This is a genomic window from Bacillus cereus group sp. BfR-BA-01524, assembly GCF_022662595.1.
In the GTDB taxonomy this organism is placed as follows: domain Bacteria; phylum Bacillota; class Bacilli; order Bacillales; family Bacillaceae_G; genus Bacillus_A; species Bacillus_A thuringiensis_S.
In genome coordinates this window covers 77,681-97,735 of sequence record NZ_JAKUDW010000004.1, presented here as the reverse complement: position 1 = coordinate 97,735, position 20,055 = coordinate 77,681, and the positions used below count along the sequence as shown (strand labels likewise).

Sequence of the window (20,055 nt, the reverse complement as noted above, 5' to 3'; positions counted from 1 at the left end):
ATTAAAGTTACAAAAAATAGCGGGTTATGTAGTGGAAAACATTTGTTAATATTCTCAATATTAAGTTAACATATAGATAACCTGTAAATCAATGTATAAACCAAAATATAGAAATAAAGAATTCGAAGGGTGAAGAATGAGAAATGGTTATATTAGGAGCAGTTGTAAATGGGATTTGTATTATATTTGGTACTTTACTTGGTAAATTATTTAGTAGGATTCCAGAAAGTATGAAAGGGACGATAATGCACGCAATCGGTTTAGCGGTTACTGTGCTTGGGCTTCAAATGGCATTAAAAAGTGAAAACTTTCTTGTTGTCATACTGAGTTTAGTGATTGGTACGGTAATTGGAGAATGGTTACAATTAGAAGAAAAGTTAAAACATTTAGGGGATTGGCTAGAAAATAAAGTTGGATCGAAAGGGAAAGGTAGCATATCAGAAGGTTTTGTAACAGCTACTTTAATTTTTGCAATTGGCGCGATGGGGATACTTGGTGCACTTGACAGTGGGATTCGCGGAAATCATGATATTTTATTTACAAAGGCGATTATCGATGGATTTATTTCTATTATATTAACGACAACTCTAGGAATTGGCGTAGTATTTTCGGCGATTCCAGTTGTTTTATATGAAGGTGGTATTGCAGTTTTTGCAACACAAATTAATAGTTTTGTCCCGAAAGAATTAATGAACCAATTTATAGTGGAGATGACGGCTACGGGCGGCATTATGATATCTGCTATTGGATTGAACTTGCTTAGTATTATTAAAATCAAGGTGGCAAATTTACTTCCAGGTATATTGGTAGTGGGTGTAATTGTTTCAATTATTTATGGTTACGGTTTGTTAGTAAATTAGTAGAGGATGGAAATACATATGGAGGAATTTCAATTTACAAAACGTGTGCATAAAATATTGGAGATTGCAGCAAAAGAGAGTGAGTGTAACATAATTCACCCGGTCCATCTGTTTATAGGTATGTGTAAAGAAGGTACAGGAGTTTGCGCTGAGTTATTTATGTATTTGTTTCATAAAGTGGGTCCAGATTTTTTAGAAAAACTTTCGTTACGAAAACGATTCGAGTTACATAATCAAGAATATAAAAAAATAGGGCAATATAAACTATCTTATAAAGCGATAGAAATTTTACAAATAGCGAAGAAACGTATGGAACGCTTTCAGCAAGTAGTAATTAATGAAGGACATATTATGTATGCATTATTTCGTATAGATACAGATATTGGTGAATTTATACATACACAAATGCAAGAAGATATATTACGTATTACAGCTGTCCCGAGAGACTTAGTGGTAGATTTAAATCGTTTTAAATCTATTTATAATACATTATTTTGTCATATAAGAAGAGCTAGTCCTTCTGATTTTGATAAGTTATCACGATTTGTAGCGGATGAATTTGGTGAACGGTGGTTACAGTCGGTTGTTTATGGATTTCGGACATATAACGAAAAGTTACCTATCTATATTGCACCGCAGGAGGAAGTAATAATTGGTTTCGCCTGTTACGATGTAGTGAGAGGAAAGAAAGGATTGTTTGGTCCGATGGGCATAGCGAAACAAAATCGTGTGAAAGGTGTAGGAAAAGAATTATTGCATCATTGTTTATATAATATGAAGCAAGATGGATATGAATATGCGATTATTGGACAAGCAGGTCCCATTGAGTTTTACGAGAGAAATTGTAATGCTCGTTTAATACCGATAGATAATAATTAACCAACTTCATTTAGGGGAGTTGGTTTTATTATGAAAATGATGTAGAGATGTAGTGGTTTTTACTAGAAAATAGCGGGTTTTGTAGTAAATCTTACATATAAAGCAAATTACTAAACTTTTTACAAGAAAGGGTGTAGAATGGGTATCTAAAGAAAGAAGGTGTGAAAATGGCCAGCTGGAAACGAAATTTGATGATTTGTTGGCTAGGTTGTTTTACCACTGCAGCCGGTATGAGTTTAGTAATTCCTTTTTTATCTTTTTATATTGAGGAATTAGGAGTAACCGGCACTTCTAGTATTGCACAGTGGTCGGGACTTGCATTTGGTATAACATTTTTAATGGGTGCGATCGTGTCACCAATATGGGGAAAGCTTGGTGATATACATGGACGGAAATTGATGCTGATTCGTGCTAGCCTCGGTATGGCGATTATTATGACGCTTATGGGGTTTGTAACGGATGTGTATCAACTAGTCGCACTAAGATTTTTGATGGGAGCAGTATCTGGTTTCCTTTCAACGGCGATGACATTTATTGCAGCAGAAACTCCGAAAGAACATTCAGGTTGGGCAATTTCTACAATTTCAACTGGTGGTGTGAGCGGTTCGTTACTTGGCCCGTTACTTGGAGGTTATTTGTCTGAGTTAATTGGAATGCGTCATGTCTTTCTTGTTACAGGAGCTTTTTTATTCCTTTCCTTTCTCATCGTTTTTTTCTTCCTGCATGAAGAAAATCACTCTGCTCAAGCAAAAAAAACACAGCCGAAAAAAGTATGGACGATGGTCCCAGCGAAGCATTTAATTATTAGTTTATTTGTAACAACATTTATTATTCAACTTGCTAATATGTCAGTTCAACCCATTGTTACATTGTACGTGAAAAATTTAGTAGGTCCTCATACTGCACATATTGAAACAATTGCGGGAGCAGTTATGTCAGCGACAGGATTAGCAGTTATTTTGGCAGCACCAAGACTAGGAAGATTATCAGATCATATCGGTCCTCAAAAAACGTTAGTTGTAGCGTTATTTGCAGCAGGAATTATTTTTATCCCGCAAGCATTTGTAACCTCAGCTTGGCAACTATTAATTCTTCGATTTTTATTAGGTATCGCACAAGCAGGATTATTGCCTTCCGTACAAACTCTACTAAAACAACATACACCAACCCATGTTACGGGACGAATATTTGGATATAATCAGTCGTTTCAGTTTTTAGGAAATATGATTGGTCCAGTGCTCGGGGGACAAATTGCAGCGCATGCAGGCTTCCAATATGTTTTCCTCTCTACATCATCACTATTATTTATTGCGTGTATTTGGGTTTATTTTCATAATAAGAACGAAGAAGTATCAGAGAAACGACATTTGGAAGTTAGTTAACTAAGTGAATGAAAAAGAAAAAGGATGAAGCAACGATTGCTTCATCCTTTTCTTTAAAATTGAAGACAGAGATAACTTAATGTACCAAGCTCATAACTACGGTGAATGACTTCACCGCTATTCTCGCCACTTCCCATTGCAATAAACAAAGGAACAAAATGCTCTGCTCTTGGTACTGCTAATTGTGCATGAGGGGCATTATTCTCCCAATTAAACAATGCATCTTTATCGTTATTCTGCATATGTTTAATAATCCAATCATCAAATTCAATTGCCCATTTTTCAGGAGTAGTTTGATTCCATTTCAGTGCTCGTAAATTATGAACGGTAACGCCACTACCGATTACTAAAATATCTTCTTGTCCGAGTCCTTTAAGTGCTTCTCCAATTTCAAATTGTTCTTTTGCAGAAAGGAATGGATTTACTGATATTTGCACGACAGGAATATTTGCTTCTGGATACATGCGGTGCAGGAGTGTCCATGAACCATGATCTAAACCTCTCGTCATATTATGATGGACTGGAATACCTTTGTTTCTAAATTTTGTTTCTAACATAGATGCAATGCTAGAAGAGCCTTTCGCACGATATTTGATTTCGTATAACTCAGGGGGGAAACCTCCAAAATCATAAATTGTTTCATACTCGTTATCTGATGAGGAAATCGTTAATACTTCACTTTCCCAGTGAGCAGTGAAAATAACAATTGCTTTCGGTTTATATGTTTCTCCAAGTGTTTTTAAAAATCGTGTATAGTCTGTATCTTGAATAGCGAGCATAGGCGAACCATGTGCTAAAAATAGTGATGGCATCATAATAGTAGAAACCTCCTAAAAATTATATAATTACTTTATGTAAGTAACTATATAATTTTATTTTTGATTCGTCAAGAGATTAGTTTGAAAGCAAGTCTGAAAAATACATCATTTGTCATAATGAAAGCAATTACATATAATATAAAATAAGAAAAGTGAATGGATATTCATTTTTCTTAAAGGTATACATAATAAATTTGGGGGCTGACGAAATGAATGTACAGGAAAGTTTCGTTACGGCATTGGATGGATCGGAAATTTATTTGCGTAAATGGTTACCAGAAGGAGATCCGAGAGGAATTATTCAAATTGCACATGGCATGACAGAGCATGCAGGGGTGTATACAGAATTTGTAGATGCTTTATTGGAAGCAGGGTATGGTGTTTATGCGCATGATCATAAAGGACATGGGAAAACAGTAAAAAAAGAAGAAGATTATGGTCATTTTGAACCAAATATAGGGTGGAATCAAGTTGTATCGGATGTTATCTTTGTTTCAGAAAGGATAAAAGAAGAGCAGTCAAGTCCTTTGTTTTTACTTGGACATAGTATGGGTTCTTTTTTATCAAGACGTGCTGTACAACTTAGGGGTGAACTATACGATGGATTTCTGATTTCAGGAACAGGTGGAAATCCAGGGCTTTTAGGAGCTATTGGTCATAAAGTAGCAACAATCGAAATGAAATTGCGCGGGGCAAAAACGAAAAGTCCAATGTTAAACTTTTTATCTTTCGGAAACTTCAATTCGAACTTTAAGCCAAATCGTACAAAATTTGATTGGTTATCTTCAGATAATAATCAAGTTGATAAATATATTGCGGATCCGTTATGTGGTTTCATTTGTACGACGAGTTTTTACCGAGAATTATTTTCTGGAGTATTAGAAGTAAATAAACTAGAAGAATACAAGAAGACGCCAAAGAATCTTCCAATACATATATTCTCTGGTGATCGTGATCCTGTTGGCGATATGGGGAAAGGTGTAAAAGAAGTATATGAAAACTATAAAAAATGTGGTGTGAAAGACGTGACACTACGTTTATATGAAAATGGTAGACATGAAATGTTTCATGAAGTAAATAAGGATGAAGTATTTAAAGATTTAATTTCGTGGTTAGATGCGCATAATAAATGAGGAAGATAATCCCAAACTGTTTGTAGTTTGGGATTATTTATTATACAGAAATAGGGGCAATAAATTCTTAAATTCACTTTACTTAATAAAAAATAAATCTTATTCTATATAATTAAACAGATAGCAAGCTCTGTGTAAGTAAGGAGATGAATGTATGAGATTTGGAATTATCGGTCCATCAGAAGATGAAATTACGCCTTTTATTGAAGAAATGTCTAATAAGGAAATAATGAATCTTGCGATGTTAACATTTCACAGTGGGAAATATGAGAATGTAGAAGTTGTTGCCTTATATTGTGGTGTATGTAAAGTTAATGCAGCTATTGCAACTCAAATATTAATCGATAAATTCAATGTAACGCATATTATTGTCACAGGTGTTGCAGGAGCAATCGACAAAGTATTGAAAATTGGAGATACAGTAATTTCAACAGAAATAGCATATCATGATGTTGATGAAGGGATATTAACTGAATATCATCCTTGGATGGAAAGTGTATATTTTAGAACGGATAGAAACCTGCTTGAATTAAGCAGAGAAGTGGTTGAGAACAATCAATTCGCTCAAAATGTTTATTTTGGAAAAGTTGTTACTGGAGAAGCGTTTATTAGTGAGAGTGGTCGTACAGAAATAATCTCTAAATACAATCCACTTTGTGTAGATATGGAAACTGCAAGTATAGCCCACGTCTGCTATGCAAATACGATTCCGTTTTTAGCAGTGAGATCAATAACAGATACAGAAGAAGCGTCTGGCATAGAAGTGTTCGAAGATAATTGTGTATCTGCTTCGCATAATTCAATTTATTTTGTTAAAAAGTTACTAGAGTCTTTAAAAAAATAAAGAAATATTGTATGAGAGGAAACCTCACTTTTCTGAAGTGAGGTTTTTGGTAGTAACGAAGTAATAGTGAATAAAACTAATTTTAAAAGTAACTTAAAATCAAACTTTTTATAAAGCAACAGATGCTCGTTCATAATAGTAGTATAATAGTGAATGAGGTGTTAATAGAATGGAAGATAGAACGTTAGGTTTATTACTAGATGTTGTTGGTGAATTATTTTCAGATGAAATTTCAATTGCTGTTTCGAATACGAAAGAATATATTTACTACCGGCCAAGTAAACGAATTGATTTAAAGATTAGTGTCGGGGATCCTATAAAGGAAGGAACGATTGCTCATAAATCGATGGTGATGAATCAAAAAACATCTGAGTTTATTAATCGGGATGTTTTTGGTATTCCTTATCATGGAATGGCTGTACCATTTTCAAACAATGGAAAGCTTGAAGGGTGCGTAACGGCAATTTATCCAGCTTTAACGGATGGAAAGTCAGTCGTTACTTTAAAAACAACAGACGGCTGGATTCCGGTTCCTTTTTCAAAGGTTATGTATTTAGAGGCTAAAGATAAAAAGACGTATGTGAATTCAGAAGAGTTATCAGGAACACATAAATACTCTCTACAAGAATTCGAATACTTGCTTCCGAAAGATTCATTTATTAGATGTCACCGTTCGTTTATTGTAAATGTTAATCATATTAAAGCGATTTATCCTGATACCCATTCTACTTTTGTACTTTCGATGGATAATGGTGAGAGGGTACCAGTTAGTCAATCATACGCTAGTTATTTCCGTAAGCTTCTAGGATTCTAAATTTTTCTGCTTTAGAACCTAGATTTGCTGTTCTGTCTGAATTTTCGGCATTGTATACTAAAATCCCTATTTTGATAGTGTTAATGTGTAAAATAATTATGAATATTCAATGAGAGAGGGATTACATATGGAGAACAATTTAGATAGAATCAGAGATCAACGTCTAAAAGATCGGGTAGTTACACCTGAAGAAGCAGCTTCCTGGATTCAAAGTGGAATGACTTTAGGCTTAAGTGGGTTTACACGTGCAGGTGATGTGAAAGCAGTCCCATTTGCGCTTGTAAACCGAGTTAAGAATGATGAATCTTTTAAAGTAAATGTTTATACTGGGGCTTCTTTAGGCTCGGATGTAGACAAATTATTTGCTGAGGCAGGAATTTTAGGGAAACGATTGCCTTTCCAAGCTGATGCGACAATGCGAAAAGGAATTAATAACGGAGACTTTTTATTTGTAGATCAGCACTTATCTCATACAGCAGAGTTACTTCGTGCTGACGTTCTAGATATAGATTTCGCTATTTTGGAAGCGGTTGCGATTACAGAGGACGGAATGATTATTCCAACCACTTCAATTGGAAATTCCTTAGCGTTTTCCTTAAATGCTAAGTCTATTATTATTGAAATGAATATGGCTCAATCCGCGCAATTAGAGGGGCTACATGATCTATATGAACCAGGTAAACAAGGAGAGAGGCTTCCAATTCCGCTTGTGAAAACGGATGACCGAATTGGAACAATCGGTATTCCAATTGATCCTGAAAAAGTAAAGGGAATTGTGTTTACGAATCAATTGGATTCGCCATCGACAATTGTTCCTCCGGATGAAGAAACTGTTATTATGGCACAGCATTTAATAGAATTCCTTCGAGAAGAAGTCAAAGTAGGCCGATTAACAAATCGTTTAGCGCCGTTACAATCAGGAATTGGTTCAGTGGCTAACGCCGTATTGCATGGAATGTTAGATTCAGAATTTGAAGATTTAGAAGTATATTCCGAGGTTTTACAAGATGCAGTTTTTGATCTTATGGATGCTGGAAAAGTCAATTTTGCTTCTTGTTGTTCTATCACGCTTTCTGAAGAGAAAATGCAACAAGTATTTTCTCACTTTGAAAAATATCGTGACAAATTAATGATGCGTCCACAAGAGATTTCCAATCATCCTGAAATTATTCGTCGCCTTGGATTAATCTCAATTAATACTGCATTAGAATTAGATATATACGGAAATGTTAACTCTACTCACGTTTTAGGTACAAAAATGATGAATGGTATTGGTGGGTCTGGCGATTTTGCAAGAAATGCACGCCTAGCTATCTTTGTTACTAAATCGATTGCGAAGGGTGGGAACATTTCAAGCATCGTTCCTTTCGTTTCACATGTAGATCATACAGAACATGATGTAGATGTTATCGTCACTGAACAGGGGTATGCTGACTTAAGAGGGCTTGCGCCAAGAGAAAGAGTGGAACTTATTATTGAGAATTGCGCACATCCAATGTATCGTGATCAACTACGTGCTTATTACGAAGAAGCAAAAACAAGAGGTGGACAAACTCCTCATATTTTAGAAAAAGCTTTTTCTTGGCATACGAATTATGCTAAAAATGGAACAATGCTTGCAGCGGTAGTAGAAACTGTATAGGTTTGTATCGTACGAAATAGTAAAACGAATGAGTGAGCTTGAAGATTAAAATTTAGAAAAAGAGAACGCCAACTTTTAGGGATGGCGTTCTTTTTCTTTAAAAAAATTGTTGAAAATCGTACTGATTATAATAAAGATTTATAAAAATAATTTCTAATTTATGGAAATTAAAGGTTTTTTTGAAGTGCTTTCCGAATCAATTTAGTAGTGTACATATTGAAAGTGAGGAAAAAGAACCATGAAGATAAGAGAAGCATTATTAAGTGAAGCAAATGAATTAAGTGAACTCGCACTACATTCAAAAGCAACGTGGAATTATAGTGAAGAATTCATACTTGCTTGTAAGGAAGATTTAACAATTACGGAAGAGTACATAAAAAATAATTTTGTATATGTTTTAGTAAACGATAATGCGAAGATTGGTTTTTTCTCATTTTTACGTAATGATAAAGCTCTCGATTTCTTGTACATTCATCCTCATTACAAAGGAAAAGGTTACGGGAAAATACTTTGGGAGTATGTAATAGAAAAAGCCAATGAACTAGGATTAAAAAGTTTTACAATTGATAGTGATCCGAATGCAAAAGGATATTACTTGAAAATGGGAGCACAGTTAATAGGAGAGACACCATCAACTGTCTTTAAGGGTCGTTTACTGCCTCTTTTGAAATATGATGTGTAAAACTATTAATAGTAGGGGAAGATTAGAATGGATGATGTAAAGAAAAAGCAAATATATGAGGCGTTAATAAGATCTTGGTCAATAGAAACAAGTTCAAAGTGGACAATTGAAAACCCAGCAAAGGGACAATGTGGTGTTACAGCTCTTGTCGTTCAAGACATACACGGAGGAGAAATTAAAAAGACAAAAGTAAGAGAGGTATGGCACTTTTATAACTTTATAGATGGGCAGAGATTTGATTTTACAGAGACTCAATTCAATGGGAAATTGAATTATATGGATGAAAAGTCAAATCGGGAAGAAGCATTTGCAGATACAAATGAAAAACAATATAGCATTTTGAAGGGAAAAATAACGAAAGAATTAAAATTATCTTTTGACTCTTAATCTTTAATAAGTTACTATAATGGTGGTAACTTATTAAAGGGAACTTCATAGAGTTGAAAGGGGAAATACTTTTGAAAACAACTTATGTAAACGCTACAATTGTAACGATGAATGAACAAAACGAAGTGATAGAAAATGGATATATCATTGTAGAAAATGATCAAATTATAGATGTAAAGAGCGGAGAATTTGCAAATGATTTTGAAGTAGATGAAGTAATTGACATGAAAGGAAAGTGGGTTTTACCAGGGCTTGTAAATACACATACACACGTTGTAATGAGTCTCCTAAGAGGTATTGGAGATGATATGTTATTACAGCCATGGCTGGAGACGAGAATTTGGCCACTGGAAAGTCAATTTACTCCAGAGCTTGCGGTCGCTAGTACGGAATTAGGATTACTTGAGATGGTGAAAAGTGGTACAACATCATTCTCTGACATGTTTAATCCAATTGGAGTAGATCAAGACGCAATTATGGAAACGGTATCAAGGAGCGGGATGCGAGCTGCTGTTTCAAGGACTTTATTTAGCTTCGGAACGAAAGACGATGAAAAGAAAGCGATTGAAGAAGCTGAGAAATATGTGAAGCGTTATTATAAAGAAAGTGGCATGTTAACTACGATGGTTGCACCACATAGTCCATATACATGTAGTACAGAATTGTTAGAAGAGTGTGCTCGTATTGCAGTAGAGAATCAAACAATGGTTCATATCCACCTTTCTGAAACAGAGCGTGAAGTACGTGATATTGAAGCACAGTACGGAAAACGTCCAGTAGAATATGCAGCGAGCTGCGGATTGTTTAAACGCCCAACAGTTATTGCACACGGTGTAGTATTAAATGATGATGAGCGTGCATTTTTAGCAGAACATGATGTTCGAGTAGCACATAACCCAAATAGTAATTTAAAACTAGGTTCTGGTATAGCGAATGTAAAAGCGATGCTAGAAGCAGGAATAAAAGTAGGGATTGCAACAGATAGTGTTGCATCTAACAATAATTTAGACATGTTTGAAGAAATGCGCATAGCGACTTTATTACAAAAAGGTATTCACCAAGATGCAACAGCATTACCAGTTGAAACAGCTCTTTCTCTTGCGACAAAAGGAGCTGCGGAAGTAATCGGGATGAAACAAACAGGGTCACTAGAAGCTGGTAAGTGTGCTGATTTTATTACGATTGACCCGTCTAATAAGCCGCATTTACAACCAGCGGATGAAGTGTTATCACACGTTGTATATGCTGCTAGTGGAAAAGATATAAGCGATGTAATTATTAACGGAAAACGTGTCGTTTGGAATGGTGAATGTAAAACGTTAGATGAAGAGCATATTATATTTGAAGCAAGTCGTTATAAACGAGGTTTACAAAGATAACTTTTTTAGGCTGTGGAGAGAATCTTCTCCACAGCCTATTTCTAATTTGTAAACCTCACTATATTTTTTAAAACTTTGCAACAGAAGTGATAATGCTAACACTACCCAAAAAATTAGATGTTGACGCTAGTTTTAGAGTACATTGATAGTTAGGACATGTATTTATTTTTGGTTTTTAATAAACTTATTGTATTATTGTGTATTAAATGAACTATTAAGGCGATTAAAGGTAAAGCAGCTCCAATGAGTAAAGTTACTTCACTATTAAATTTATAGTAAGTATAACTTCCAATCCATGAACCAAAGGCTCCTCCCAAAAAGAAAATAGTCATATATAATCCATTAAGTCTGTTTCTTATCTCGGGATTCAAACCAAAGATAATTTTTTGACCTAATAATAAATTTCCTGCTACACCAATATCAATGCAGATACCTGAGATAAGAATTAAAATTATGCTAAATAGTGAATGATCTTGAACAAAGAATAATAGTACGATCGATAATAGTACGAGTGCCAATGATACATTAGTCATTGTAAAAATATAACCTTTATCTGCTATTTTACCAATAGTAGGAGTTAATAAAGCTCCAGCAATTGCAACAAAGCCAAATAATGCAATTTCATTATTTGAAAAATGTAATGGCTCTGATCTTAATAAAATTGGAATAGCTGTCCAATAAAGGCTAAATGCAGCAAATAAACATGCGTGATAAAAAGCTCTTTGTTGTAAAGGAGAAGTATTTATTAGTAGCTTTACCATAGAAGTTATTAAATTTGGATATGTCATGTTACTAGTTGAGATAACTTTATAGTTGGGTAAAAATTTTAGAATTAACAGTAATACGGTAACTAGGGTTATTAATGAAAAAAGAAATACCATTCTCCAGCCAAACCACTCTGTTATTCCGATAGATAATGGGCGAACAATCATAATCCCAATCAATAAACCACTCATCACTTTACCCACATATTTACCTGCCTCTTCAATTGGCACGATTCTCATTGTTAGTGGAACTAACATTTGAGCTGCACAGGCCCCAATGCCAATTATAGTTGTTAATAGTAAAAAAATAATTCCGTTTGTCGAAATTAGCGTACCAATTAATGAAAAAATAGTTAACCCGATAAGAATTCCTATTATTTTCTTACTTTTCAATAAATCAGCCATCGGTACGATAAAAAATAACCCCAATCCATACCCAATTTGTGTAAAAGTAGTGAGCAATCCAGATAAATCAGAAGAAATGTTCAGATCTTTTGCAATGAATTGTACAATTGGTTGTGCATAATAAATATTTGCAGCAAGTGAACCACAACTAATTGCTAAAATAAATATTAGAAAATTTGTCTTTTTAGTCAATTTTATCATTCCTTTCTTTTTGGAACGTTCATTCCGAAATCATTAAAAAAGAAAGACTATAGGTCTGCAATAGTCTTATCTACTAGATGATAGGCTGAATTTTTCTCTTTTTTATATTTAGACATTACATTCAAACTATGATTTAAACTTAATAAAGAATATGCAACTAATTCAGTATCAACCTCTTGTGAAATTTCTCCTTTCTTTTTTCCTTCTTCGATAACTTGCTTAAATACTTTTTCAAGTTCATTAAAATCATTTATGAGTATTTCTTCTATGGCAGGGTCAATTTGTCCAATAAGCAGTGAAGAATTAGTTATCATACAACCTTTTGGAATCTCACCTGAATAACATTTTTCAATATGTTGATAAAAAAAGGATTTAAGTGATGCTTTTGTGTTTATACCACTAAAAAGTAAATTTCTCTTTTGAGAGCCATAATTTTTATAATGTTCCAAAACTAGTTTAAATAGTGCATCCTTATCTCCAAAGCTATCGTAGAGAGTAGATCGACTTATACCCATCGTTTCAATAAGATCTGATATATATGTAGCATCATAACCTTTTTCCCAGAATAAATGCATAGCTTTATTTAACGCGTGTTCTTTGTTAAAACTAATACTTCTACCCAATTTATAACACCTCCATTCATGTAACTTAGTATAAATATTCCGGAACGATAAGTCCAGAATGTTCGTCTTAATTTCCGAAAGTTTCGTAAAATATCCGTAAATGTTAATTTGGTATTGTGGTATTTAGATGCTATAAAATAGAAAGTATGTATTGAAGCGACAATTAAATTCGATTTTATTGAGGAAAAGTTAAGCTCCTATTAGTTTATATGTTTTTTTCGTTAAAAATCGAAAAGATTCCAAGGTAATCCATATCCTTTTAAAAGGATAGTTTTTTTCTTGAACGAATAAATATTCAAAAGAATGTCGCGTCTTTCTGTTAGTATTTCTGCTATAATATATTACGCTTTATAATATTTTATATTTAAGGAGAACAACTCATGAAGCGAAAAAAGAGTCATTTAATGGTAATGGCACTTGTTACATCTTTATTATTAACAGCTTGTAATAATAAAGCGGATAAAAGTGACACAGAGGTTAAAAAACAAGTGTTAAATGTAACAGTATCAGAAGAAATTCCTTCTCTGGACACTGTGAAAACAACAGATGGTACATCAGCACACATTATGCAGAATATATTTGAAGGGTTATATGTATTAAACGATCAAGATCAGCCTACTCCAGCCATAGCAAAATCGTTTAAAAGAAGTGAAGATGGTAAGAAATATACATTTGACTTGCGTAAAGATGCAAAATGGTCAAATGGGGATAATGTAACAGCAAATGATTTTATATTTGCTTGGAAACGTGCAATTAACCCTGAAACAGCCTCTCAATATGCGTCCATGCTCTTTTATGTAAAAAATGCGAAAGAGATCAATAAGGGAACAATGCCTCTTGATGCACTTGGGGTTAAAGCGATAAATAACTATACGTTAGAAGTTGAACTCGAACAGCCAGTTCCGTATTTTTTACAGTTGTTAGCACTACCTATATACTTACCACAGCATGAATCATTTTTGAAAGAACAAGGAAACAATTATGCATTGGAACCTAGTAATCTCATATATAACGGTCCATTTGTATTAGAAAAATGGAAGCATGAACAAGAGTTTCAATTAAAGAAAAATACTACATATTGGGATCGAAAGAAAGTGAAATTAGATGAAATAAACTTTCATATCCTAAAGGATACAATGACAGCTGTAAATTTATATGAAGCCGGAGATTTGGATCGAGTACCTATTAATTCGCAAGTTGTAGACAAGTATAAAGGGAATAAGGAATTACATATGTCGAGTGATCCCGGAATTGCTATGCTTCGTTTTAATGAAAAAAATAACGCGTTAGCAAATAAAAAGGTGCGTCAATCTATTTCATTAGCGTTAAATAAAGATGATTTCGTTGCTCACTTTATTAATAACGGAGCAAAACCTGCAAGTGGACTTGTACCAGTTGGTCATGTAAATGAAGTGACTGGTAAAGATTTTAGAAAAGAAAATGGAGATATTTCCTCATATGATTTGCAAAATGCGAAAAAACTTTGGGAAGAAGCGAAAAAAGAGCTTGGGGTAGAACAAGTAAACCTAGGGTTCTTAACGTTCGAACAAGATAACGCAATACGTATGGCAGAATATATAAAAGGTGATTTAGAGAAGAATTTGCAAGGGTTAACGATACAAATTAAACAACAGCCATTTAAGCAAAAATTACAGTTAGAACAAATAGGTGATTACGATATAACTATGGCAAATTGGGGACCTGACTATAAAGACCCAATTAGTTATTTAGAGTTATTTACGACAGGGAATCCGAATAATAAAATGAATTATTCTAATGTTCGTTACGATGAATTAATAAAGAAAGCGAAAACGGATTTTGTACTAGATACGGAAAAACGATGGGAAGCGTTGCGAGAAGCCGAGCAGGTATTATTAGAAGATGCTGCGGTGGCGCCGCTTTATCATATTGGCTCAGCATATGTACAAAAGGATTATGTAAAAGGAATTGAAAAGCATCAATTTGGTGGTATTTATACTTATAAGAATGCTTATATTGCTAATGAATAAATACAAAAAACCTTACTTTTTAAAAGTAAGGTTTTTTACACATAAATTCTATTAAACTGATTTTAATAAAGCGTAAAAATTCGTATCATATGGGATATCATCTTGATACATATAATTTTTTAGAACGCCTTCTTTTTCAAAACCTAATTTAAATAGTACTTTATTGGAAGCTTCATTTTCAAGAAATACAATTGCTCCAATCCGCTTTAAATGAATCGTATGGAAACCGTATGATATAACCTCAGAAACAGCTTCAGTCGCATATCCTTTTCCCCAGTGTTCAGGCAAAAAGGCATAACTTATATTGGCTCGTTTATGCTCAGAAGACCAATCGTGAAAACCAATGGTACCGATGAGTTCTTTCTTGTCTTTTAATTCGATCCCCCATTTTATACCGCTTCTTGCATTGTAACTCAACTTAAAGTTATGAATGATTTGTTTCACTTGATCAACATCTTGTAACGGTTTTTGACCATAATAGCGCAGTACATTAGTATTAGAAAAGCATTGTAGTATACGTGGTGCATCTTCTTCGGTAAGTTCTCTTAAAATAAGTCTTTCAGTTTTTAATAAAGGAAACATATTTTCGCTCCTTTTCACATGAAAATAGAATGTATTTGTTATTATATAATTTAATCTGAAAATAAAGATTATTCAAGGTGTAATGGTAGATTTGATTTATGATAAACTTAGATGTGGAATATATTTCAAAAAAGAGGTTTGGAAATGGAAAAAAATTCGATATTAATTGTAGATGACGATAAAGATATTATTCAATTTATTAATGTGAATTTAAAACAAGAAGGTTTTAAAGTTTTTAGTGCTCATAACGGAGAAGAGGCTTTAGAAATAATAAATAATAACAGTATTCAACTTGCTATTTTGGATATTATGATGCCTCAAATGGATGGTATAGAACTTTGTAGAAGGATTAGAGAGAAACATAGTTTACCAATTATGTTTTTAAGCGCGAAATCATCGGATGTAGATAAGGTAATTGGATTTAGTACTGGGGCAGATGATTATATTGTGAAGCCATTCAGTACAATTGAATTTATAGCAAGAGTGAAAGCCCAATTAAGAAGGTATACATATTTCAATCAAAATGCTCCCCAAGTAATGGAAAAGAAAATAAACATTAGAGGTTTAGAAATAGATGAAGTGTCGAGAACAGTAATGTTATATGGAGAAACAATGAATCTTACGAAAACTGAATATGAAATTTTACACTTAATGGCAGTTGCAAGGAACCGTGTGTTCACGATTGAAGAAATATATGAGAGCGTTTGGAACGAAAGAGCCTATGAAAGTAATAATACAGTAATGGTTCATATTGCAAGATTGAGAAATAAAATTGAAGAGAATCCAAAAGAACCGAAGTTTATACAAAATGTTTGGGGAGTCGGATATAAAATTGAAGATTAGATTTTTACAGGGTATTAGGGCGAAATTTTTTATTGCTTTCATATGTAGCATCTTGTTAGCGACTGTAAGTATAATAGTGTTTCAAATTTTGGTTGGAAATATATATAGTCAGGTTAATGTTTTAGAGGAAAAATATTCATTTTTATATTTTATAGTTTTTTTGATTTTTACTACAACATACTTTGCATTAATGACAAAAACGCTGATGAAAAGGTTGTCTCAAATTAACAAGAACGTGAAGGAAATAAGTGACGGTAATTTTGAAATACATATACCTATTTCGAAAAGCGATGAGATTGGTGAACTAGCGGCAAATGTTAATAGAATGGCGAAAAGCTTAAAAGAGTCTATTGAGAATGAAAAAAAATCACAGGAAATGAAAAATGAAATGATTAGTAATATTTCTCATGACTTACGAACGCCAGTAACATCTTTAATCGGTTATGCGGACCTGTTAGGAAATAAACTCCATTCGAATGGAGAAGAATGTGAACAGTATATAAGTATATTAAAGCGAAAAAGTTATGAATTAAAACATCAAGTAGATGATTTATTAGAATACTGTCAAATAAATTATAGAGAGATTGAATTACATAAAGATGAAGTAGATATGAAAGCATTAATTGAACAAATCATGATTGACTTTGTACCACAATTAGATGATGCCAATATGAACTTTTATATTAAAAATGATGAAGTGCTACATGTAGAAGTTGATGTGACACTTATAGTGAGACTATTTGAAAATATAATAGGCAATAGTATTATGTACGGGAGAGATGGAAAGGAAATTGCAATTGAAATTTTCAATAAAACACTGAATGTTGAAGTAGAAATTAAAAACTTTGGACAATGCATTCCGAAAGAGGACCTTCCTTACATTTTTGAGAAGTTTTATCGTAGTGAAAAATCACGTAGTTCTCATACGGGCGGGAAAGGAATAGGACTTGCAATTTCAAAAAGTATAGCCGAGCTCCATCAAGGGGATATCACTGTACGTAGTAACGATAAAGAAACAGTTTTTACTGTGAAATTACCGCAGTATAAAAAAGTAAGAAAGTCGTAAGTATTTCTTTCATATGCTGTAATTTTTACTTTGTATCATTGAGGAAAAGGATATGAGAGTAGGGATGCGACATGTGGAAGAAATTTTTATTAGTAATTATAGTTTCTTTTTTAATTATAAGTTGGATCTTAGTTTATGTAGCTAATGATGTTACATCAGTTTTTGTTTGGTGGAGTATACAGGCTTTTAGTTTTATTTCATTTTTCCTCTTGATAGGATCAGTAATAATATTTTTTTTGAAAGGCATTTTTAGAAAGCGGATAGATAGAACGCTATTTTTAATCATTCTGTTTTCTATCATTGGAGCTTGGCCTGTCGGTTGGTTTGCTAATATAGGTAGAATTGCTTACCCAGCAGATATACAATCTATGAGTCCTAAAGCAGTAGTTCGTTTTCCTTTGAATGAACGAGCATTAATAGGTTGGGGTGGTGATCGGTTAGAAACGAACTATCACGTTATAAAACCAAATGAAAGGTGGGCATATGATATTCTCATTCCACCTGCTGAAGTGAAAAGTAGTAAGTTAGAGGATTACGGAATATATGGAGCGAAAGTAATGGCACCAGCTTCTGGGACGGTTGTATCAATTAATAATAATGAACAAGATTTAGTTCCGGGATCGGATAATTTTCAGTCAATGGCTGGGAATCATATTTATTTACGACTAGATGAAACAGGCACATTTTTAATTCTTGCCCATTTAAAGAAAGGATCAATTAATGTGAGAGAAGGACAACGTGTAAATGAAGGAGAGTTTCTTGCTCAAGTCGGTAACTCAGGAAGTTCAAGTGAGCCGCATTTACATATTCATCATCAAAGGCAAGATCCGTCCAAGGTAAGTATGTTTTTTGCGGAAGGATTGCCACTTTACTTTCGAACTGAAAATGGTGTCATGATGCCGGAAAGAGGGACATACTTAAGTGGTAACTAGAAGAAAATCATTTCATCCAAAAAGGGTATTCCAAATTAAAATTGGAATACCCTTTTTTCATTACCCTACAAATGTTTGATACAATAAGAAAATATTTAAAATGATAACAAGTGCAGCAATGATCCAAGCGATAAAGGTTGTTATGCGGTGATTAACGAGCGCACCCATAATTTTTTTATTGCTTGTAAACATAATAAGTGGTACTAATGCAAAAGCAATACCGAATGATAAGACGACTTGGCTCATGACTAGAGCGTAAGTTGGATTTACACCTAAAGCGATAATTACTAGTGGTGGAATCATTGTAATAAATCGGCGTAAGTATAACGGAATATGCATTCGAATGAAACCTTGCATAATAATATCACCTGACATTGTACCGACAGAAGAGCTAGATAGTCCTGCTGATAAGAGCCCAATTCCAAATAACGCAGCTGATACAGGACCGACTAAGTTACTAAACTGAGTGTATGCCACATCTAAATCTTCAACGTGCATACCATTTTTAAAGAATAGTGCAGCAGCAACAATTAACATACTCGCATTAATTGCTCCAGCGATAACCATTGCGATAATGATATCAATAAATTCGAAACGGAAAATCTTTTTCTTTTGTTCATCTGTTGTTCCAACCACGCGGCGTTGTGTTAATGCAGAATGCAAGTATATTGCATGCGGCATAACTGTTGCACCTAAAATCCCTGCTGCAAGTAATATACTGTCTACACCTTGGAATTTTGGAATAAATAGTCCTGAAAGAAGGGGACTTAATTCTGGTTTTGCATAAAAAACTTGAATCCCAAAAGCAATTACTACAATGAAAATCATTCCTGTAATAATAGCTTCTAGTGGACGAAATCCTCTACGTTGAAATTCAAGGATAATAAATGATCCGGCTGCTGTAATTAAAGCGGCAGGTAGCATCGGGATTCCAAATAGTAAGTAAAGCCCCAATGCAGCTCCAATAAATTCCGCTAAATCTGTAGCCATAATAACTAGTTCACCTTGTATCCATAAGCCGATAGACACAGGTTTTGGAAAGTTTTCACGAGCTATTTCGGGTAAATTGTTTCCTGTAGCAATTCCTAATTTAGCCGATAAAGTTTGGATTAATACAGCCATTAAGTTAGAAGCGAATATAACCCATAATAGTAAATATCCATATTGTGAACCAGCTGCGATATTTGTAGCAAAGTTGCCAGGGTCAATATAAGCAACGGATGCGATAAAAGCGGGTCCTAAAAATGGTAACAGTCTTTTCCAACCTTTTGTTTCTCCACTTAAAGCTAAGTGAGCTGATTGTACAGTTGTACTTTCAGAAGGGAGATGTTCATCTTTTGTTATATCTTTATTCATAGTAGTTTTCCCCTTTAAAATGTTAACTTGATGAAATTATTGTATTTATTCTTACTCATTATTTCAATACATTTAAATATGTTATGTGATAATTTCATTTGAACACGAAAGTTTCCTTAATGCAAATTATATGCCTTTATGCAATGGATGGTGTGATAATGTAAAATGAATTGGGAGTTTATGGTGTGATGACATGGGGAAACATAGTGAATTAAAGGGCTGTTTTTGAAATTTATGTGAACATAAAGCCGATAATACAGCATATTAATTGATGGAATTGCAATTGTATGATATATAATATATTGGGATTACAACATAACCATAGTGTTATGATGTGTAATCTTGTTTTTTATTTTTGTTAACTGATAGAAAATAGTATAAAGAAAAGAAAATGGGATTCATTTTCTTATTATATATGTTTTGATATGAACGTTAACTTATACATGATTTTAAA

The 20,055-nt window shown here is 33.6% G+C and carries 19 protein-coding genes; 14 read left to right on the top strand and 5 right to left on the bottom strand.

The window, feature by feature from the left end; translation table 11 throughout:
* Positions 1–143 precede the first annotated feature (143 nt).
* From MR170_RS02560 to MR170_RS02550, 3 genes are all read left to right on the top strand, one after another.
* A complete protein-coding gene (locus MR170_RS02560; RefSeq protein ID WP_000236030.1) occupies positions 144–860 on the top strand; it encodes a DUF554 domain-containing protein in 717 nt (238 codons plus the stop codon).
* A gap of 18 nt (positions 861–878) precedes the next feature.
* Positions 879–1,739, top strand: coding sequence for a GNAT family N-acetyltransferase (locus MR170_RS02555; RefSeq protein ID WP_242307076.1), 861 nt, complete (start codon positions 879–881; stop codon positions 1,737–1,739).
* A 167-nt stretch (positions 1,740–1,906) separates the two neighbouring features.
* The gene (locus tag MR170_RS02550; RefSeq protein WP_048565308.1) at positions 1,907–3,121 is read left to right on the top strand and encodes a multidrug efflux MFS transporter; all 1,215 of its coding nucleotides are present in this window, start codon (positions 1,907–1,909) and stop codon (positions 3,119–3,121) included.
* Positions 3,122–3,174: 53 nt separating this feature from the next.
* On the opposite strand, the gene MR170_RS02545 is transcribed toward MR170_RS02550, so the two are convergent.
* Positions 3,175–3,936 (bottom strand): DODA-type extradiol aromatic ring-opening family dioxygenase, encoded by a 762-nt coding sequence (locus MR170_RS02545; protein ID WP_242307075.1) that lies wholly within the window; start codon positions 3,934–3,936, stop codon positions 3,175–3,177.
* A 212-nt stretch (positions 3,937–4,148) separates the two neighbouring features.
* Between MR170_RS02545 and MR170_RS02540 the strand changes: the two genes are divergently transcribed.
* The 7 genes from MR170_RS02540 to MR170_RS02510 all read left to right on the top strand — a co-directional run bounded on the left by MR170_RS02540 (position 4,149) and on the right by MR170_RS02510 (position 10,820).
* Positions 4,149–5,072 (top strand): alpha/beta hydrolase, encoded by a 924-nt coding sequence (locus MR170_RS02540; RefSeq protein ID WP_001102583.1) that lies wholly within the window; start codon positions 4,149–4,151, stop codon positions 5,070–5,072.
* Between the two features lie 154 nt (positions 5,073–5,226).
* On the top strand, positions 5,227–5,916 hold the full coding sequence (locus tag MR170_RS02535; RefSeq protein ID WP_242307071.1) for a 5'-methylthioadenosine/adenosylhomocysteine nucleosidase: 690 nt from the start codon (positions 5,227–5,229) through the stop codon (positions 5,914–5,916).
* A gap of 169 nt (positions 5,917–6,085) precedes the next feature.
* Positions 6,086–6,730: a LytTR family DNA-binding domain-containing protein gene (locus MR170_RS02530; protein WP_029441983.1), complete on the top strand. Its 645-nt coding sequence runs from the start codon at positions 6,086–6,088 to the stop codon at positions 6,728–6,730.
* Positions 6,731–6,857: 127 nt separating this feature from the next.
* Entirely contained in the window at positions 6,858–8,372 is a 1,515-nt protein-coding gene (locus MR170_RS02525) for an acetyl-CoA hydrolase/transferase family protein (protein ID WP_242307069.1), read from the top strand.
* A gap of 238 nt (positions 8,373–8,610) precedes the next feature.
* Positions 8,611–9,054 (top strand): GNAT family N-acetyltransferase, encoded by a 444-nt coding sequence (locus tag MR170_RS02520; protein WP_029441985.1) that lies wholly within the window; start codon positions 8,611–8,613, stop codon positions 9,052–9,054.
* Positions 9,055–9,081: 27 nt separating this feature from the next.
* Positions 9,082–9,441 (top strand): YunG family protein, encoded by a 360-nt coding sequence (locus MR170_RS02515; RefSeq protein WP_029441986.1) that lies wholly within the window; start codon positions 9,082–9,084, stop codon positions 9,439–9,441.
* A 53-nt stretch (positions 9,442–9,494) separates the two neighbouring features.
* Positions 9,495–10,820 (top strand): bifunctional S-methyl-5'-thioadenosine deaminase/S-adenosylhomocysteine deaminase, encoded by a 1,326-nt coding sequence (locus tag MR170_RS02510; RefSeq protein WP_242307067.1) that lies wholly within the window; start codon positions 9,495–9,497, stop codon positions 10,818–10,820.
* 149 nt (positions 10,821–10,969) lie between these two features.
* On the opposite strand, the gene MR170_RS02505 is transcribed toward MR170_RS02510, so the two are convergent.
* Both MR170_RS02505 and MR170_RS02500 read right to left on the bottom strand, forming a co-directional pair.
* Positions 10,970–12,190 carry an MFS transporter gene (locus MR170_RS02505; protein WP_242307065.1) on the bottom strand — a complete coding sequence of 407 codons (1,221 nt, stop codon included), beginning with the start codon at positions 12,188–12,190 and terminating at the stop codon, positions 10,970–10,972.
* A 47-nt stretch (positions 12,191–12,237) separates the two neighbouring features.
* Positions 12,238–12,813, bottom strand: a complete 576-nt coding sequence (locus tag MR170_RS02500; RefSeq protein WP_000533752.1) for a TetR/AcrR family transcriptional regulator — start codon at positions 12,811–12,813, stop codon at positions 12,238–12,240.
* A 380-nt stretch (positions 12,814–13,193) separates the two neighbouring features.
* Here MR170_RS02500 and MR170_RS02495 point away from each other — a divergent pair, with 380 nt between their 5' ends.
* Positions 13,194–14,822, top strand: coding sequence for a peptide ABC transporter substrate-binding protein (locus MR170_RS02495; protein ID WP_016082071.1), 1,629 nt, complete (start codon positions 13,194–13,196; stop codon positions 14,820–14,822).
* A gap of 51 nt (positions 14,823–14,873) precedes the next feature.
* On the opposite strand, the gene MR170_RS02490 is transcribed toward MR170_RS02495, so the two are convergent.
* On the bottom strand, positions 14,874–15,404 hold the full coding sequence (locus MR170_RS02490; protein ID WP_242307063.1) for a GNAT family N-acetyltransferase: 531 nt from the start codon (positions 15,402–15,404) through the stop codon (positions 14,874–14,876).
* 144 nt (positions 15,405–15,548) lie between these two features.
* Here MR170_RS02490 and MR170_RS02485 point away from each other — a divergent pair, with 144 nt between their 5' ends.
* From MR170_RS02485 to MR170_RS02475, 3 genes are all read left to right on the top strand, one after another.
* Positions 15,549–16,247: a response regulator transcription factor gene (locus MR170_RS02485; RefSeq protein WP_016082070.1), complete on the top strand. Its 699-nt coding sequence runs from the start codon at positions 15,549–15,551 to the stop codon at positions 16,245–16,247.
* Positions 16,213–17,313, top strand: a complete 1,101-nt coding sequence (locus tag MR170_RS02480) for a sensor histidine kinase (RefSeq protein ID WP_242307080.1) — start codon at positions 16,213–16,215, stop codon at positions 17,311–17,313. The genes MR170_RS02485 and MR170_RS02480 overlap by 35 nt, the downstream gene beginning before the upstream one ends.
* A gap of 71 nt (positions 17,314–17,384) precedes the next feature.
* A complete protein-coding gene (locus MR170_RS02475; protein ID WP_098629238.1) occupies positions 17,385–18,245 on the top strand; it encodes a M23 family metallopeptidase in 861 nt (286 codons plus the stop codon).
* Between the two features lie 60 nt (positions 18,246–18,305).
* Here MR170_RS02475 and MR170_RS02470 read toward each other — a convergent pair whose 3' ends face one another.
* On the bottom strand, positions 18,306–19,601 hold the full coding sequence (locus MR170_RS02470) for an Nramp family divalent metal transporter (RefSeq protein WP_226602952.1): 1,296 nt from the start codon (positions 19,599–19,601) through the stop codon (positions 18,306–18,308).
* Positions 19,602–20,055: the final 454 nt, after the last annotated feature.

What these genes read in the sequence shown, in the direction of transcription:
- MR170_RS02505 (WP_242307065.1), bottom strand. Translation starts at nt 12,190, where the DNA reads ATGATAAAATTGACTAAAAAGACAAATTTTCTAATATTTATTTTAGCA.
- MR170_RS02490 (WP_242307063.1), bottom strand. Translation starts at nt 15,404, where the DNA reads ATGTTTCCTTTATTAAAAACTGAAAGACTTATTTTAAGAGAACTTACC.
- MR170_RS02520 (WP_029441985.1), top strand. Translation starts at nt 8,611, where the DNA reads ATGAAGATAAGAGAAGCATTATTAAGTGAAGCAAATGAATTAAGTGAA.
- MR170_RS02535 (WP_242307071.1), top strand. Translation starts at nt 5,227, where the DNA reads ATGAGATTTGGAATTATCGGTCCATCAGAAGATGAAATTACGCCTTTT.
- MR170_RS02470 (WP_226602952.1), bottom strand. Translation starts at nt 19,601, where the DNA reads ATGAATAAAGATATAACAAAAGATGAACATCTCCCTTCTGAAAGTACA.
- MR170_RS02485 (WP_016082070.1), top strand. Translation starts at nt 15,549, where the DNA reads ATGGAAAAAAATTCGATATTAATTGTAGATGACGATAAAGATATTATT.
- MR170_RS02550 (WP_048565308.1), top strand. Translation starts at nt 1,907, where the DNA reads ATGGCCAGCTGGAAACGAAATTTGATGATTTGTTGGCTAGGTTGTTTT.
- MR170_RS02530 (WP_029441983.1), top strand. Translation starts at nt 6,086, where the DNA reads ATGGAAGATAGAACGTTAGGTTTATTACTAGATGTTGTTGGTGAATTA.
- MR170_RS02540 (WP_001102583.1), top strand. Translation starts at nt 4,149, where the DNA reads ATGAATGTACAGGAAAGTTTCGTTACGGCATTGGATGGATCGGAAATT.
- MR170_RS02475 (WP_098629238.1), top strand. Translation starts at nt 17,385, where the DNA reads ATGTGGAAGAAATTTTTATTAGTAATTATAGTTTCTTTTTTAATTATA.
- MR170_RS02560 (WP_000236030.1), top strand. Translation starts at nt 144, where the DNA reads ATGGTTATATTAGGAGCAGTTGTAAATGGGATTTGTATTATATTTGGT.
- MR170_RS02515 (WP_029441986.1), top strand. Translation starts at nt 9,082, where the DNA reads ATGGATGATGTAAAGAAAAAGCAAATATATGAGGCGTTAATAAGATCT.
- MR170_RS02545 (WP_242307075.1), bottom strand. Translation starts at nt 3,936, where the DNA reads ATGATGCCATCACTATTTTTAGCACATGGTTCGCCTATGCTCGCTATT.
- MR170_RS02480 (WP_242307080.1), top strand. Translation starts at nt 16,213, where the DNA reads ATGTTTGGGGAGTCGGATATAAAATTGAAGATTAGATTTTTACAGGGT.
- MR170_RS02555 (WP_242307076.1), top strand. Translation starts at nt 879, where the DNA reads ATGGAGGAATTTCAATTTACAAAACGTGTGCATAAAATATTGGAGATT.
- MR170_RS02525 (WP_242307069.1), top strand. Translation starts at nt 6,858, where the DNA reads ATGGAGAACAATTTAGATAGAATCAGAGATCAACGTCTAAAAGATCGG.
- MR170_RS02495 (WP_016082071.1), top strand. Translation starts at nt 13,194, where the DNA reads ATGAAGCGAAAAAAGAGTCATTTAATGGTAATGGCACTTGTTACATCT.